This window comes from Pseudonocardia sp. Cha107L01 (assembly GCF_052566575.1).
In genome coordinates, this window is the sequence record NZ_CP199579.1 from 8,451,611 (window position 1) to 8,466,781 (window position 15,171).

16 protein-coding genes and 2 pseudogenes are annotated in these 15,171 nt (G+C 70.5%); 8 read left to right on the forward strand and 10 right to left on the reverse strand.

Features of this window, described 5'->3' with window-relative positions; translation table 11 throughout:
- Positions 1–933: 933 nt before the first annotated feature.
- Positions 934–1,608: a GAF and ANTAR domain-containing protein gene (locus tag ACTXG6_RS39880; protein ID WP_445184483.1), complete on the reverse strand. Its 675-nt coding sequence runs from the start codon at positions 1,606–1,608 to the stop codon at positions 934–936.
- A gap of 175 nt (positions 1,609–1,783) precedes the next feature.
- On the opposite strand from ACTXG6_RS39880, the gene ACTXG6_RS39885 reads away from it, so the two are divergent.
- Both ACTXG6_RS39885 and ACTXG6_RS39890 read left to right on the forward strand, forming a co-directional pair.
- On the forward strand, positions 1,784–2,290 hold the full coding sequence (locus ACTXG6_RS39885; RefSeq protein ID WP_445184484.1) for a YncE family protein: 507 nt from the start codon (positions 1,784–1,786) through the stop codon (positions 2,288–2,290).
- 124 nt (positions 2,291–2,414) lie between these two features.
- Positions 2,415–2,765 carry a hypothetical protein gene (locus tag ACTXG6_RS39890; protein WP_445184485.1) on the forward strand — a complete coding sequence of 117 codons (351 nt, stop codon included), beginning with the start codon at positions 2,415–2,417 and terminating at the stop codon, positions 2,763–2,765.
- A 12-nt stretch (positions 2,766–2,777) separates the two neighbouring features.
- On the opposite strand, the pseudogene ACTXG6_RS39895 reads toward ACTXG6_RS39890, so the two are convergent.
- Positions 2,778–3,505: pseudogene (locus ACTXG6_RS39895) on the reverse strand (alpha/beta hydrolase); the annotation flags it as partial.
- A pseudogene (locus tag ACTXG6_RS39900) lies at positions 3,499–4,081 on the reverse strand (ABC transporter ATP-binding protein); the annotation flags it as partial. The pseudogenes ACTXG6_RS39900 and ACTXG6_RS39895, both read right to left, overlap by 7 nt.
- Before the next feature lie 198 nt (positions 4,082–4,279).
- Here ACTXG6_RS39900 and ACTXG6_RS39905 point away from each other — a divergent pair.
- The 3 genes from ACTXG6_RS39905 to ACTXG6_RS39915 all read left to right on the forward strand — a co-directional run bounded on the left by ACTXG6_RS39905 (position 4,280) and on the right by ACTXG6_RS39915 (position 5,909).
- Positions 4,280–5,068: a pentapeptide repeat-containing protein gene (locus ACTXG6_RS39905; RefSeq protein WP_445184486.1), complete on the forward strand. Its 789-nt coding sequence runs from the start codon at positions 4,280–4,282 to the stop codon at positions 5,066–5,068.
- A 121-nt stretch (positions 5,069–5,189) separates the two neighbouring features.
- Complete coding sequence (locus ACTXG6_RS39910; protein ID WP_445184487.1) at positions 5,190–5,468, forward strand: hypothetical protein; 279 nt, start codon at positions 5,190–5,192, stop codon at positions 5,466–5,468.
- A 216-nt stretch (positions 5,469–5,684) separates the two neighbouring features.
- Complete coding sequence (locus ACTXG6_RS39915; protein WP_445184488.1) at positions 5,685–5,909, forward strand: hypothetical protein; 225 nt, start codon at positions 5,685–5,687, stop codon at positions 5,907–5,909.
- A gap of 222 nt (positions 5,910–6,131) precedes the next feature.
- Here the strand turns inward: ACTXG6_RS39915 and ACTXG6_RS39920 are convergent, their stop codons facing one another.
- Positions 6,132–7,169 (reverse strand): carbon-nitrogen hydrolase family protein, encoded by a 1,038-nt coding sequence (locus tag ACTXG6_RS39920; protein ID WP_445184489.1) that lies wholly within the window; start codon positions 7,167–7,169, stop codon positions 6,132–6,134.
- A gap of 136 nt (positions 7,170–7,305) precedes the next feature.
- Between ACTXG6_RS39920 and ACTXG6_RS39925 the strand changes: the two genes are divergently transcribed.
- Positions 7,306–8,259 (forward strand): AraC-like ligand-binding domain-containing protein, encoded by a 954-nt coding sequence (locus tag ACTXG6_RS39925; protein WP_445184490.1) that lies wholly within the window; start codon positions 7,306–7,308, stop codon positions 8,257–8,259.
- On the opposite strand, the gene ACTXG6_RS39930 is transcribed toward ACTXG6_RS39925, so the two are convergent.
- The 3 genes from ACTXG6_RS39930 to ACTXG6_RS39940 form a co-directional block, all read right to left on the reverse strand.
- Positions 8,256–8,576 (reverse strand): MarR family winged helix-turn-helix transcriptional regulator, encoded by a 321-nt coding sequence (locus ACTXG6_RS39930; RefSeq protein ID WP_445184491.1) that lies wholly within the window; start codon positions 8,574–8,576, stop codon positions 8,256–8,258. The two genes, ACTXG6_RS39925 and ACTXG6_RS39930, sit on opposite strands and share 4 nt — an antisense overlap.
- Positions 8,577–8,802: 226 nt before the next feature.
- Positions 8,803–9,600 carry a GntR family transcriptional regulator gene (locus ACTXG6_RS39935; protein WP_445184492.1) on the reverse strand — a complete coding sequence of 266 codons (798 nt, stop codon included), beginning with the start codon at positions 9,598–9,600 and terminating at the stop codon, positions 8,803–8,805.
- Positions 9,597–10,445: an amidohydrolase family protein gene (locus ACTXG6_RS39940; RefSeq protein ID WP_445184493.1), complete on the reverse strand. Its 849-nt coding sequence runs from the start codon at positions 10,443–10,445 to the stop codon at positions 9,597–9,599. Before ACTXG6_RS39940 ends, ACTXG6_RS39935 begins: the two co-directional genes overlap by 4 nt.
- 59 nt (positions 10,446–10,504) lie before the next feature.
- Here ACTXG6_RS39940 and ACTXG6_RS39945 point away from each other — a divergent pair, with 59 nt between their 5' ends.
- Together ACTXG6_RS39945 and ACTXG6_RS39950 are read left to right on the forward strand one after the other, a co-directional pair.
- On the forward strand, positions 10,505–11,179 hold the full coding sequence (locus tag ACTXG6_RS39945) for a GntR family transcriptional regulator (RefSeq protein ID WP_445184494.1): 675 nt from the start codon (positions 10,505–10,507) through the stop codon (positions 11,177–11,179).
- A gap of 60 nt (positions 11,180–11,239) precedes the next feature.
- Positions 11,240–11,569, forward strand: coding sequence for an L-rhamnose mutarotase (locus ACTXG6_RS39950; protein WP_445184495.1), 330 nt, complete (start codon positions 11,240–11,242; stop codon positions 11,567–11,569).
- Between the two features lie 38 nt (positions 11,570–11,607).
- Here the strand turns inward: ACTXG6_RS39950 and ACTXG6_RS39955 are convergent, their stop codons facing one another.
- From ACTXG6_RS39955 to ACTXG6_RS39965, 3 genes are read right to left on the reverse strand one after another with little or no spacing between them, the layout of a single operon-like run.
- Positions 11,608–13,113: a sugar ABC transporter ATP-binding protein gene (locus ACTXG6_RS39955; protein ID WP_445184496.1), complete on the reverse strand. Its 1,506-nt coding sequence runs from the start codon at positions 13,111–13,113 to the stop codon at positions 11,608–11,610.
- Positions 13,106–14,083, reverse strand: coding sequence for an ABC transporter permease (locus ACTXG6_RS39960; RefSeq protein WP_445184497.1), 978 nt, complete (start codon positions 14,081–14,083; stop codon positions 13,106–13,108). The genes ACTXG6_RS39955 and ACTXG6_RS39960 overlap by 8 nt, the downstream gene beginning before the upstream one ends.
- A complete protein-coding gene (locus tag ACTXG6_RS39965; RefSeq protein ID WP_445184498.1) occupies positions 14,080–15,162 on the reverse strand; it encodes an ABC transporter permease in 1,083 nt (360 codons plus the stop codon). The genes ACTXG6_RS39960 and ACTXG6_RS39965 overlap by 4 nt, the downstream gene beginning before the upstream one ends.
- Between the last annotated feature and the right edge of the window lie 9 nt (positions 15,163–15,171).

Here is a 15,171-nt window from a genome sequence, read left to right on the forward strand (position 1 = left end):
CTACAGCATCACGGGTGCCGTGACCACACAGGCAAACGTCGGATTTCAAACCGCTCGGCCCCCGCGACCGCGGCCTCCAGTTCCCAACCAACCGTCACCGAACTACATCGTTGTAACTCTTCAGCGAACGCCGCGAGGTCACCGAATGGGTGAACTGTTGCACGCGTAGTGATCTTTTTGGTGTTATCCACGAGCTGTGGGGTACACCGGAACTACAGATACTTCCCGTTGGTCGCTGGGGAGCGGATCAAACGGACGCGAAGCCGGGCCCGGTCGTCTCGGGGGACGATCCGGGCCCGGCTTGTCTCCACCTCACGCCTGGCCGCTGACCTAGCGACCGCAACCATTGGCGTACGCGCTGGGGAACAGTGCGTTCTGTTCTAGTGACCATCAGGGGTCCACCGCCATCGCACGGTCGGGTCGACCCGCCCAGTGGGACAACGAAGACGTTCGCCGGCACCCGCGACTTCGCCCGTCGCCCGTTCCGAACCGTTGAGCGCGGCCCGTCCTTCCAGCCGAGCGGATCGACCTCTCGCCGGACCTGGCGCAATTCGGCTTGACCCCGCGGATACGCAACGCGCTTCAGGATTGAACATCTAGGGATCCTCGGCGTGGAACGTTGGTAACGCCGCGTCACCGACAAGGCGGCCTGGTGTCGCCCCCGGCGCGTCCATTGTCACCGAGACCAACCTCAGTCCGGTATTTTTCGCCACAATCCAGCCTCAGGTCGACCTCGGCGCATCCCTCACCCCAGTCAGCAGCCTGAGGCAAATCGGCTCCGTCACCGACTGTGACTGTCGCGGCGTTTGCGGCGGGCGGCGGTCTGTCGATCATGACCACGAGCGGTGATCCAGTCGGCTGCATCGCAAGGCTCTGTCGAGGCGGGGCTGACAGGGCCGCCGCGCAGCAGAGCATGCATCATTCAGGACCCTCCTAGGGGGACTCGGGGAGTTCGCCGGTCTCTTTGATCAGGCGGGCCAGGTCGCGGACCTTGATGTTGTTGTTCTGCGACGCCTTGACGATCCGGTCGAAGGCATCCCCTCTGGTGAGGTTGTAGCGGGCCATCACGAAGCCGGTCGCTTCGCCGATGTGCTGGCGGGTAGCGAGCGCTTCGTGCAGGTCCGCGTCGTGGCGGGCACTCGACAGCGCGACCGCCGCGTGGGAGGCGAGGAGCCAGCCGGTGTACTCGGAGGTCTCGGTGAACGCGTTGGTCTGGGAGGAGTAGAGGTTCAGGGCCCCGAGGTCGGCGTGCCCGTGGGTGTAGAGCAGGAACCCCATCATCGAACCGATGCCCACCTCACAGGCCTTCGGCGCGTAGCGGACCCACCGGTCCCCGACGGAGCTCATGTCCGCGATCCGGTACACCGGCTTGCGGTCCTGCTCGGCGTCGAGGCACGGACCCTCGCCGAGCTCGCCCTGGATCCGGTCCGACACCCGGACCACGCCGTCGGTGGCCACCACCGTCTCGACGTGGCCGTCCTGTACGGCCAGGATTCCGGCGGCCTCGCAGCCGTCCACCAGTTCGACCGCATAGGCCACGATGCGTTCGAGGGTGTCGTCCACCGTGGGCTGGGCGAGCAGGTTGCGCGCCATGTCAGCCAGGTCCATCGCGAGCTTCCCAACACCACCGGTATCCAACACCGCACCCCCTTCGCTCTTTGGTTCGGAGGTGAATTATCACCACGCTCGAGCCGCCGACAAGGGGCCTGTGTCGACCGACTCGCCGCCCGCGCTATAAGCCCGCCGCAACCGGTTTCGTCCACGTGGGGGTCGGGGGTCGGTCGTGGGTGCGGTTGACCTGCCCGGCGGAGCAGAGGAGGTCGACGTTTCCCCGGACGGGAGGTGGATCTTCGCCGCCACGCCCCACCAGACGGCGCCCGCACCGGAGACGCACAGCCCCTCCCGGTTGGTCAAGATCGACGCCACCACACTCGAAGTGGTCGGGGACATCGAGCTTCCGTCGGCGAACTCAGCGCTTCGCGTCGGTAACCACGGCAATGTGTACGTCTCCCAGATGACTCCGGTCTGGGGAAAGATGGGCGATTCGAGAGGCGCTCTTCACATTGTCGACTCGGATTCGATGTCCCTCACCGCGAGCGTGCAGCTCGATCTCGAGTCGTTCACGATACGGGAAGCACCGGATGGCGCCACTGTCTGCGTCGCCAACCTTGTTTCCGGCACAATCACTGTCGTCGACCTCGCGGAATCCCGGGTGATACGCACGCTCGAGTGCAGCCGCGACAAAGAATCTCCGCTCGGCGGCACCCACGGACTGTCCTTCGTGTCCTGAGATCGCCCTCGACAGGTAGTCGGTGTCGCGGGACGGGTAGCCGGGTACGCGTGACGCGCCCAGCGGCGTGCTCGACCATGACGGTCCACGCGCACGCGCACCTTCGGCTCGGAGGAGGACCGCCATGCCCATGGTCGTGATGTCGATGTCGATACCCGACGACAAGTTCGACTCCTGGCGAGCGGCGGTCACCGAGATGGCTGGCCGGCGGCGCGACGAGTTCGATGCCGCGCGGCGCCGGCAGGGTATTACCCGACAGGGCGTGTGGGTCCAGCGGACTCCCGAGGGAGCGAGAGAGATCCTCGTGCTGGAAACCGAGGACCCTCGGCGCGCTTTCGAGGAGATGGCCACGTCCGACCAGCCCTTCGACGTGTGGTTGCGGGAGATGCTGATGGACACCTACAAGCTCGATCTGACCGCTCCCGGGGGTCCCTTGCCTGAACAGATCCTGGATTGGTCGGCGAACCGCGACTGATCGCTCCCAGGTCTGCAGGGTGCAGGGCACTCCGGCCCGGGCCAGCCGCCGGGCCAGGTCCTCGGAGTCGCAGTAGAGCACCTCGGCGGAACTGGCCACGAGCAGTGTCGGAGGCAGCCAGGACAGGTCCGCGCGCACCGGGGAGACCGCGGGATCACTGGTGTCCAGATGCCCCGCGAACGACTCCAGTACGAGCTGCAACACCGCCAGCGCCCCCACCGGGTCACGCTTCGCGTTCTCGTGCGCCTGTTTGCCGGTCAGATCCAGGTCGAAGCAGCCGGACAGGGCCACCAGCACGGCGGGCATGGGCAGGCCGTCCGCGCGGGCCCGCAGCGCCGTGGCGAAGGTCAGGTAGCCGCCCGCCGAGTCGCCCATGATCGTGATGTCCCGAGCTTCGGTCCCCCGCTCGAGCAGCCACCGGTAGGCGGTGAGACAGTCCTCGACCTCCTCCTCGAAGGGCACGGCCGGGCCATCCGGTAGTCGACGGACAGGGCGGGGATACCGGCGGCGGCGGAAATCCGCGAGGTCAGCGCGCGGTGGGTGTTGAGCCCGCAGCACAGCCAACCACCGCCGTGCAGGTAGAGGATGACGCGGTCGCGGGGCCGTGCGACACCCGCTCCGTGGACCCATTCGGCGTCGAAGCCCTCGAAGGCGACGGCTTCGGTATGCGTCCCCCTCGGTGGTCGGACAAAGCCGAGCAGCCGCTCGAACCTGGCGGCTCGGTCCAGCAGGTGGGCCAGGCCGACTCACCGGCCAGGAACTGCCGGACGAACGGGTCCTCGGAGGCGAACGCCTCCTCGGCGTCGCCGTAGTGCACGACCTTGCCCTTCCAGATCAGCCCCACGTGGTCGCTGACCTTGCGGGCGTCCGGATGTCGTGCGTCACCAACAGATACGTGCCCTTGTGCTCGCTGTGCATGTCCAGAATCAGATCGTTGAGCAGGCTGGTCCGCACCGGGTCCAGACCGGAGTCCGGCTCGTCGAAGAACACGATCGACGGGTCCATCACCAACGCCCTGGCGAACCCGGCGCGCTTACGCATACCGCCGGAGATTTCGTTCGGCAACTTGCGCTCGGCGGCCTCGAGCCCGACCTCCGACAAACGGCGCATGACGATCTCGCGGATCTCATCCTCCGGTTTGTCGGTGTGTTTGCGCAGCGGGAACGCGGTGTTGTCGTAGACATTCAGCGAACCGCAAAGGGCGCCATCCTGGAACAGCACGCCCATCCGGGTCCGCAGCTCATAGCGTTCTTTTCCGAGATCCCCCACATGTTCCGGCCGAAGACGAGCACATCGCCCTCATCAGGCTCCAGCAGGCAAGAAACGGGCTCAGCCCGACGCGGTTCGGTAATGGGCACGGCTACTCTCAGGCAAGGCGAGCACCCGGTCGCGGTGCTCCCGACTCGACGGGAGAAACGCCCACGTTGCCCGAGGACATCCAGCTCGCGAGCCGTCCACCCGATGGACTGGAGCGCCTGCGGGCGGACTGTGCACGCTGTTTCGGGCTGTGTTGCGTGGCCCCCGCCTTCTCCGCCTCTGCCGACTTCGCCGTCGACAAAGCCGCTGGTCAGGCATGTGAGAACCTGCTGGCGGACTTCCGCTGCGGCATCCACGACAAGCTCCGTGAGCGAGGGTTCGCGGGCTGCACCGTGTTCGACTGCTTCGGCGCCGGCCAGCAGGTCGCCCAGGTCACCTTCCGGGGCGAGGACTGGCGGCAGGCACCCGGCACCGCGGCCACGATGTTCAACTCGTTCACCGTCATGCGCCAGCTGCACGAGCTGCTCTGGTACCTCACCGAGGCACTGACCCGGCACGTCCCCAGCCCGTTGTACACGGAGCTGGGGCGTGCGCTGACCGAGACCGAGCGCCTCACCGAACAGGCTCCCGACGATCTCGTGGCACTGGACGTGGGCGCCCACCGGCAGAAGGTCAACGTCCTGCTGCTGCCGGTCAGCGAGCTCGTCCGAGCCGGAGCTCCCGGCCGCCGGCCCGACCGCGGCGGCGCCGACCTGATCGGGAAGGACTTCCGCGGCGCCGATCTGCGGGGCGCGAACCTGCGCGGCACCTACCTCATCGGGGCCGACCTCAGCAACGCCGACCTGCGACTGGCCGACCTCATCGGGGCCGACCTCCGGGGCGCCGACCTCAGCGGGGCCGACCTCACCGGGAGCATCTTTCTCACCCAGTTCCAGCTGAACGCGGCCCGAGGCAACTCCGACACCACGCTGCCGCCCACACTGCGCCGCCCGTCCCAATGGTCCACCTCGGCAACGGGACCAGCACCGGGACGCCCAGCCGTGTGAACCCGTCGGTTTCTCAAAGGTTCGACGGTTAACCTGGAGCAGGACCTGGACGTAGCGGCCGAGACAGGGCGTGCGCGGTTCCCCAGGGCCAGATCGTCGACCGCGGCCGGCTGGGGTGAGCATGACCGATCTCGCGGGCCCCGCGGCGCTGGACGCGACGATCGCCGGTTTCATCGTCTGGCTCGCCCGCCAGCACTCGCCGCTGCCGGGGCGCAGCCACAGCCCCAACACCGTGGAGCGGTTCCTGCGTTGGCAGCACTCCCAACGCGCCCGGGACGCCGAGTACACCGAGGACGCCTACTGCGCCGAGCTCCGCCGCCGCGGTGCGAGCGACGCGGAGGTGGCCAGGATCCGCGAGACGATCGGCAAGTTCCGGCGCTATCTGCTGGCCACCGACTGATCCTGCCCGCCACGCACCGTAATCGACGGCGTTGCGGAAAGTCACCAATGATCACTCCTCTAGGTGTGATCCTTTAACCGCTCACCCGTGATCGCGGACCGCTCATCGACTCTCCGACACATTTTCAGTCCGAAACCGTCACTCCACACCCAATGAGGTGTTGAGCACCAAAAGCAACATGGACCACATCCTCAACCAGAAGGCGCGGGTTCCCCAATGCTGATGGCCACGATGCTCGCCCGAATGCCAGACCTGCGTCAGCGCGTTCAGGCCGACCACGTCCCGGACTCGACCGGGCGTTGCCGCGAGTGCCGCGACGACACCCGGTGGCCCTGCGAGCTCTACTGGATCGCCAGCGAAGCGGAGAACCTCGGGTCCGGGCAGTCGCACCAGCCCGATGGATCGACGCTGCCCGCGCCGCGCTCGCACCGCGCCGGATAACGCGTCAGTACACCGACGACCGACCTGACCCTTCCCCAACAGACAACACCAGCACGACCAGCAGCATTGCCGCGGTAGCGCTGACCAGCGGTGCCCACCGCCACCAACGCGGCAACAGCCAGCCGGCAGCGACTCCCCCGCCCCACCGCCGGACACCCGACCTGCGCGGACGTCACGCCACCCGGTCCCACCCTCCGGCGTGCTCCGCAACCGGCGTCGCTCTCAGTTCCGCACAGCGACCTCCAACGGATCGTCCGTGCGCAGCAACGCCGCGGGCTCGGCCTCGAGCTCGACGCCGGGCGCGCTGAACGGCACCACCCGCTCCCCCGGGGTCTTGTTCAACAGTAGCCGGGTCACGTCCGGTCGGGAGTAGTGCCCGGCCGGGTCGGCAGCGGCCTTGGCCAGCGAGATCAGCCCGAGATCCAGGTCGGCGTAGACGATGCCCTCCGCGTCCTCCGCGAGCGGCTCGTGCATCAGCTGCCCGTCCGGCGCGAAGATCCGGGCGAACCCGCCGCCGGGCAGGAGCAACGCCCGCTTGGTGTCATCGGTGCACAGCAGCTCGATCACCTCCGGCGACACGGTGGCGCACGGCCCCACCACGAAGCAGCTCCCCTCCACCGCGTAGATCCGGCTCGCCGCGGTGTTGACCTCGGGACCGAGCGCGTACGCGCCGCCGCGGTAGAGCGAGAAGCTGGGCCAGGCAGCCACGTGGACCTGCTCGTCCTGGGCGTACATCGCGTACTTGGACAGTGGCTGCAGGTGCTCCCAGCAGCACAGTCCGCCGAGGCGCCCCAGTGCCGTCGGGTAGACGGACAGGTCGCTGCCGTCGCCCTCGCCGAAGACGGTCCGCTCGACGTGCGTCGGCTTGAGCTTGCGGCGCCGGGCGATGGTCTCGCCGTCCGGACCGATGATCCACTGCGCGATGTACAGGCTGCCGCCCTTGCGCTCGGACAGTCCCAGCACCACCGTCACGCCGTGCTCGCGGGCGGCCGCGGCCAGCCGGTCGGCCTGCGGCGTGCCGTAGGCCAGCGAGTTGTCGTGGTAGCGCTGGAAGAACTGCAGGCCCCAGGCCGGCGAGTCCAGCCAGATGAACCAGGGGTAGCCGGGCAGCCAGGTCTCCGGGAAGGCGACGAGCGCGGCACCGTTCCCGGCTGCCTCGGCGATCAGGGCGATCGCCTTGTCGATCCCGGCGTCCAGGTCGAGGAAGGCGGGCGCGGCCTGGATCGCGGCGGCCCGGAAGCGGGGGTGGTCGACGGACATTCGGGTTCCTTCCGCACGGTTGCTCCGGCCAGCCTCACCGAGCGCGGCGGCGCGGGCTGGTCTGAGCGTGGCGAGTTCGTTGACTCTGCGGTGCAGCTGTCTTGCCTGGTCATCACGCCGTCACTACGGTCGTTGCATGTCGCGGGTGCTCAGCACGGCGGACGTCGATGAGCGCGACCGCCTCGCCTACTGGACCGACGCGGTATGCGACGCCTACGTCCAGCTGGACTGCGCGGCGCCCGCGCCGGCCCGGGACGTGGTCGGTGAGATCCGGATCGACACGCTGGCCACCCTGGAGCTGTCCCGGGTGACCGCCACCGCGCAGCGGGTACGGCGCACCCCGTCCCTGATCGCCCGTGCCGCCGAGGACTACTTCCTGGTCAGCATCCAGACGCAGGGGGTGGGTGTGGTGCGCCAGGACGACCGGGAGGCGGTGCTGCACCCCGGCGACTTCGCGCTGTACGACAGCACCCGGCCCTACGAGCTGGAGTTCACCGACAAGTTCCAGCAGTACGTGCTCATGCTGCCCGGCCCGACGCTGCGCTCCGAACTGCGCGGTACCCGGGGCCTCACCGCGAGGCCGGTGCGGGGTTCCCGCGGCGCCGGCCACCTGACCATCGAGATGATCCGGACCCTGGCGAGCACACTGGGCGAGCTGGAACCAACCTCGGCCGCCGCCGTGGCGCAGAGTGTCGAGCACATCGTGGTGGCCGGCCTGAGCACCCTGGGCGGGGACGGGCGGGCACCCGAGCCGGAGCTGGCCGCGCGGCGCGAGGAGGTCAAGGCCTGCGCCAGAGCCCGGCTACGCGACCCGGGTCTGACCGTGTCCACGCTGGCCGCGGCACTGCACACCTCGGTCAGCACGCTGCACCGTGCCTTCGCCGGTGAGCCGTACACGATCTCGGAGTGGATCTGGGCGCAGCGCCTCGACGGGGTCCGCGGCGATCTGTGCAACCCCGCGCTGCGCCAGCGCACCCTCACCGAGCTGGCGTTCTCCTGGGGATTTGTCGACGCGTCGCACTTCAGCCGGGCATTCCGGGCCCGGTTCGGGTGCTCCCCGCGTGAGCTGCGGGCCGCCCAGGCTTGCTAGGGCGCGATCCGGCGCAGCAGGCGCAGTACGGTGTCCCGCTCCGCCGGGGTCAGCTCGGAGAGCAGGTCCTCGTCCACAGACCTGGCCAGCGCCAGGGTCTGTGCCAGCCGGGCCCGACCGGCCTCGGTGGCGACCACGAGGCGGGTGCGCCGGTCGTCGGGATGCGGCTCGCGCCGGACCAGGCCGTCCCGCTCCAGGTCGTCGACCAGGGCCACCACCGCGCTCGGATCGATGCCGAGCACCTCCCCCAGCTCCCGTTGGGACCGTCCGCCGGAGTCGGCCGCCACCAGTAGCACGGTGTGGTGGCGGGTGCGCATGCCGAGCGGCTGCAGACCCCGGTTGAGCTCACGGATCGCCTGCCCGCCCGCCCTGGCCAGCAGGTATCCCAGGCCGGTCGCCAGCTCCGGGGGCAGCTCGCCGCCGCCCGCCTCGATCCGCGCAGCTGCGATGACTCCCCCTCGAAGGCCGGTCGATGCTGCAGCGTACCTGCTTCACAATGATTGCCGACCTCAATGATTAAGTTCGACAACGGCCTCGCGGAGTTCAGGCCCGGAAGCCCGGCGAGCGGTGCCGGGCAGTCTCCAGGTGTGCGCGCATCGCGCCGGCCGCGGCGTGCGGGTCGCCCCGGTGCAGCGCCTCGACGATCACCGCGTGCTCCGCCCGGGTGCAGTCGCCGCTGCGGTTGCCGCCGTGCAGCCGGAACGCGTGCAGGTGCGCATGCAGCCGCCGCAGCGCCTGGCGGGCGACCTCGTTGCCGGCGATCCGGGCGACCAGGTCGTGCAGCCGGACGTCGTGCTCGTAGAGCGCCCGGTAGGTGCGGTAGTCCCCGCGCTCCGCCGGGGCGTCCGGACAGCGGGCCATCTCCTCGGTGAGCTCACGGCGGTCCACCAGTGCGACCCGCCCGGCCGCGGCGGCCGCCAGCGCGGGCTCGACGAGCAGCCGCAACTCGTAGAGGTCGTCGAACTCGGCACGGCTGAGCAGCGGCGTCGTCGAGTACCCGCGCAGCGGCTCCTTGCTCACCAGCCCCTCCGACTCCAACCGCGCCAGCGCCTCGCGCAACGGGGTCGCCGAGACCTCCAGGGCGCGGGCCAGCTGGTCCATGTTCACCCGCGTGGACGGCGGGATGCGGCCGTTCATGATCAGCGTCTTGACCGCCTCGTACACCCCGTCGGTGAGGATCTGGCGCGGCGCGGGGACGAGGCGCTCACCCCCCAGGTGACCACCCAGCGAGCCGCTCACCGGGCCGCTCACCGGGCCGCTCACCGGGCCGCTCACCGGGCCGCTCACCGGGCCGCTCACCGGGGCGCCGCCGACGGGGCCGCCCGTCTCGGAGGCTGTCATGACAGGTCCAGGCCGTACCAGCGCGCCGCCGTGCCGCCGAACACCGCCGCCTGCTCGGCCGGGGACAGCGCGGCGGTCTGGTCGCGGGCCAGCTCGACGACACCCGGGTAGTCGGCGGCCAGCAGGCAGACCGGCCAGTCGGAGCCGAACATCGCCCGGCCCGGCCCGAAGGCGGCGAGCACGTGCTCGGCGTAGGGCCGGATGTCCGCCGGCTTCCACCCGCCGTGGTCGGCCTCGGTGACCAGCCCGGACAGCTTCACCGCGACGTTGTCGTGGACGGCGAGGGCGAGGATGTCGGCCGACCACGGCTCGCGGCTGCCCTCGGCGATCCTCGGCTTGCCGGCGTGGTCGAGCACGAAGCGCAGGCCGGGCAGCGCGCGCACGGTGTCGACGGCCGCCGGTAGCTGGCCGGGGATCACCAGCAGGTCGTAGACCAGGCCGGCGTCGGCGACGGCGGCCAGCCCCCGGCGTACGTCGGGGCGGCAGAGCCAGCGGGGGTCCGGCTCGCTCTGCACCCCGTGCCGGATGCCGACCAGGTGCCGCCCGCCGGGTGCGGCCGCCGCGGCGGCGAGCTGGTCGGCCACGTCGGGCGCGGTGAGGTCCACCCAGCCGACCACGCCGGCGACCACCGGGTGCGCCTCGGCGATGGCCAGGAACTCCGGGGTCTCCTCGGGCAGGTCGACGGTCTGCACCAGGACGGTGGCGTCGATGCCCGCGCCGCGCAGTGCGGGTTCGAGCTCGGCGAGGTCGAACGAACGGCGCAGCGCCGGCAGCCCGGCCGTCCACGGCTGGTCGCGCACGGTGAGGTCCCAGACGTGGTGATGCGCGTCAACGCGAGGGGTCATCGGTGAAAACCTCCTGGTCAATGCGTTACGCTCGTTGGCCGGACGAGCCGGAGGGACGCATGGAGGCAGGTGTCGAGCGAGTCGGGCCCGCGCCTCGCCAGATCCTCACCGACAGCGTCTACGACGCCGTCAAGGCCCTGATCATGGATGATGCGGTGCCGCCAGGCGCCAAGCTCAACATGGATGCGCTGGCCCGCGATCTCGCCGTCTCGCAGACCCCGATCCGGGAGGCGCTGGCCCGGCTGGAATCCGAACGCCTGGTGCTGAAGGAACCGCTGCGCGGCTATACCTCGGCCCCGCTGTTGGACCGGCGGGCGTTCGAGGACCTCTACGAGTTCCGGCTGCACCTGGAGCCGTGGGCGGCCGGGCGGGCGGCGGAGCGCGCCGACGACGGGTCGCGGCTGGAGCTGACCGCCGAGCTCGCCACCGGCACCGAGGTGCCGACCAGCGGCCGGTTCCGGGAGTACCAACCGCTCACCACCCACGACGCCCGCTTCCACGATCTGGTCATGCGGTTGGCCGACAACACCACGGCCCGCGCTGCGCTCGCCGACACCCACTGCCACCTGCACATCTTCCGGCTGTTCTACAGCAGCGGCACCGGTGCCACGGTGCACGCCGAGCACGGGGCGGTGGGGGCGGCGATCAGCGCCGGCGACCCGGCTGGGGCCGAGGCGGCGATGCGCGCACACCTGGAGGCCGCCCGGGACCGGCTGCGCCCGCACGTGCACTGACCCGACGGCCCGGACGCGCGCCGGCACCTGCGCCGAGGCCGGATCGGGCAGGCTGTCGGCATGCCCCCACGCCGTGTCGGATCTGTCATCCGGCTGCGCCCCGAGCACGAGGCGACCTACCGCGAGCTGCACGCCGCGGTGTGGCCCGACGTGCTCGAGCAGATCGCGCGCAGCAACATCCGCAACTACACGATCTTCCTGCGGGACGGCCTGCTGTTCGCCTACTTCGAGTACACCGGTACCGACTATCGGGCGGACCTGGCCGCGATGGCCGCCGACCCGCGCACCCGGGCGTGGTGGGAGCTCACCGACCCGTGCCAGCAGGCGGTGCCCAGCGCGGCCGAGGGCGAGTGGTGGGCACCGCTCGAAGAGGTCTTCCATACCGACTGAGACACCGAGTGAGATACCGACTGACATGTCGACCGACCTCACGCGTGGATCAGTGACATGACCGCGCGGCTGGTCGGGTCGTACTCGTGCGCGTCGTTGGCCACCTCGCCCTGCACCCGAAAGGCGCGCATCACCACCACCCGGTCGGCCAGCGCGACCATCTCGGGGAGGTCACTGGTGATCAGCAGCACCGCCAGGCCGGCCACCGCCAGCTCGCCGATGAGCTCGTGGAACGCGGCCTTGGTGCGCACGTCGATGCCCACCGTCGGCTCGTCGATGATCAGGATCTCGGTGCGCGCCGCGAGCCACTTCGCCAGGCTGACCTTCTGCTGGTTGCCGCCGGACAGCTCGCCGACCAACTGCTCGGAGGACGCCAGCCGGATGCCCAGCTGCTCGACGTAGCCGGCCGCCAGCTCCTCCTCGCGGCGCTGCGACACCCCGGTGAACCGGGAGGCGATCCGGTCCCAGACGGTGACCGCGATGTTGCGGGTGACCGGTTGGTCCAGGAACAGCCCCTCGGCCTTGCGGTCCTCCGGTACGTAGCCGATCCGGTGGGTGCGCAGGGCGTCCCGGACATCTCGGATGCGCACCGCCCGCCCGCGCACCCGAACCTGCCCCGCCGTCACCTTGGACAGCCCGAGCAGCGCCTTGGCCAGCTCACTGCGCCCGGCCCCGACCAGCCCGTACAGCCCCACGATCTCCCCGGGCCGCACCGAGAGGCTGAGGTCCCGGTGGCCGGCGTCGGTGGCCACCGCGACCAGCTCCAGCACCGGCTCGGCCGCCGGCGCGGGGCGCGCGGGCAGCGGCTCGGCCAGGTGCGACCGGCCGACCATCCGGTCCACCAGCTCCTCCCGGTTCGTCCCGGCCAGCGGCGCGGCCTCCAGTACCGAGGCACCGTCGCGCAGCACCGTCACGGTGTCGCAGAGCTCGAACACCTCTTCCAGCTTGTGGCTGACGAACACCACCGCGGTGCCGGCGTCGCGCAGCCGGCGCACCACGGTGAACAGCCGCTCCACCTCGCTGGGCGTGCTCGCCGTGGTGGGCTCGTCGAGCAGGAGTACCTGGCTGTTGGTGTGCAGTGCCTTGGCCACCTCGACCAGCTGCAGCTGGGCCACGGAGAGTCCTGCGGTCGGCGTGTCCGGGTCGAGGTCGAGGTCCAGCTGATCGAGGCAACGGCGGGCCTCGGCGCGGATCGCCGCCCGGTCCACCAGGCCGCGGCGGGCCGGGATGCCCTGCAGCACGATGTTCTCCCCGATGCTGAACCCGGGCACCAGGTTGCGTTCCTGGTGCACCACGCCGATGCCGGCGCGGGCGGCGTCGCGCGGCGAGGACGGCGCGATCTCCCGGCCGTCCAGCACCATCCGCCCGGAGTCCGCCCGGTGCACGCCGGTCAGGATCTTGATCAGGGTGGACTTGCCGGCGCCGTTCTCACCGAGCAGTGCGTGCACGGTGCCGGCGTGCAGCCGCAGGGTGGCCTTGTCCAGCGCACGCACCCCCGGGAAGGTCTTGACCAGGCTCTCCGCGACGAACAGGGGCTCAGCCACGCCGACTCCTCCGCTGGGTGAGTACCACGGTGCCGAGGACCACAACGCCGACGACCAGGCTGACCCAGCTCGGGTCCAGCGAGAACTGGGCCCTGGCCACGTCGACCAGCCGGACCACGAATGCGGCTAGCACGGTGCCGAGCACGGCGACCGAGCCGCCGGTCAGCGCCACCCCGCCGATGATCGGGGCGGCGAAGCTGGGCAGCAGCCAGTCCCCGCCGATGCTGGAATTGACGCCCGGCGCGGAGGCCACGGTGACCATGGCCGCGATACCGATGATCAGCCCGGACAGGGTGTGCGCGAGCACCAGGATCCGGTCGTTGGAGATGCCGGACAGCCGCGCGGCCAGCGGGTTGCCGCCGCTGGCCAGCAGCCACCGACCAGGCACGGACCGGCGGACGAACACCGCGACGGCCACCGCCACGACGACCGCGACCAGCAGGATCACCGGCACGTAGGCCACCGAGGCGGCACCCAGCGCCTTCAGTCCCGGCGAGTAGTTGGCGATCGTGCGGGTGCCGACCACCCGGTACTGCAGCCCGATCAGCACCGTCATGGTGGCCAGCGTGACCACGAAGCCGTTGATCCTGGTGAACACCACCAGCAGCCCGTTGACCGCGCCGATCGCGGTGGCCAGCGCGATCCCGGCGAGCACCGCGAGCCACGCCGGCCAGCCGGCGTCGCCCATCATCGAGCCCATCAGCACGGCGGTGAACCCGCCCAGCGCGCCCACCGACAGGTTCATCTGCCCGACGGCGAGCACCACCATCTGGGCCAGGCCGATGAGCACCGGCACGGCCACATAGGTGAGCACGGTCTGGATCGCCGGCCCGCGCAGCAGGTCGCCGCCGGAGGTCACCGCGAGCGCGGCGAAGCCGACCACGACGACCGCCAGCAGGGTGGCCTCGGTCGACCTCAGGCGGGCCGGGGTGATCCGCCGCGCCCTCGGCTTGGCAGCGGTGTCGGTCATGACGACCTCCGGCGGGCGAACAGCTGGCGGATGCGGACGGTGGACAGCGCGACAAGCAGGATCAGGCCCAGGTAGATGTTCAGGCTCTCCAGCCCGACGCCGAGCATGGTGAGCCCCTGCTGGATGACCTGGGTGAGCGAGATACCCATGAACGTGCCGATCACCGACACCGCCCCGCCGGTCAGTGCGGTACCGCCGAGTACCGGGCCGAGGAACGACGGGATGAGGAACGCCGAGCCGATGCCGGCGGTGAACGACCCGGCGGTGACCGCGAGCATGAAGCCGGCGAGCCCGGAGAGCAGCCCGGACAGCGTGTGCGCCCCGATCACCCTGCGATTGGTCGGGACCCCGGACAGCTCCGCCGCGGTGGCGTTGGAGCCGGTCAGCAGCATCTCCCGGCCGGTGCGGGCCCGGGCGAACAGGTACCCCACGCCGGCCATCGCCACCACGGTGAGCAGCAGCAGCTGGGGCACCGCCGGCGAGCCGCACAGGTCGCCGGCGCACAGGTCGGCCAGGGAGAACGACCGCAGCTCCTCCATCCCCGGCGGCTTCACGGTGAACGCCGCCAGCGTGGTGAACTGGCCGTACACCAGGGTGACCAGCCCGAGCAGCGCGAAGTCCAACCCCAGGGTGACCACGAACGAGTTCACCCCGGTACTGGTGATGATCAGCCCGGCGAGTGCGCCGACCGCCGCCCCGGCCAGTAGTCCCAACAGCAGGCCGAGCACCAGGTTCAGCCCCAGCACCTGGTAGGAGAACCCGGACACCAGCGCGCCGAAGGCGGCCATCCGGCCCACCGCAAGGTTGAGGTGCCCGATGGACAGCACCGCGAGCTGCGCGAGCCCGACCACGGTGAGCGTCGCGATGTCGCGCAGCAGCGGGAAGACCACCAGCCGGGAGTCGTAGAACGCCGGGCGCAGCGTCCCGAACACGATGATCAGGACCACGACCACCACGGCGAGCCCGGCGCGCTGGCCGGTGAGCGCACGAAGCACCCACCGACCCCGCCGGGCGGCCGGCGGTCGGCGTCCGGTCTGGGGTTCCGGATCGGTCAGGACCGTCACGCCGCCCTCAGCCACTTACCCTCC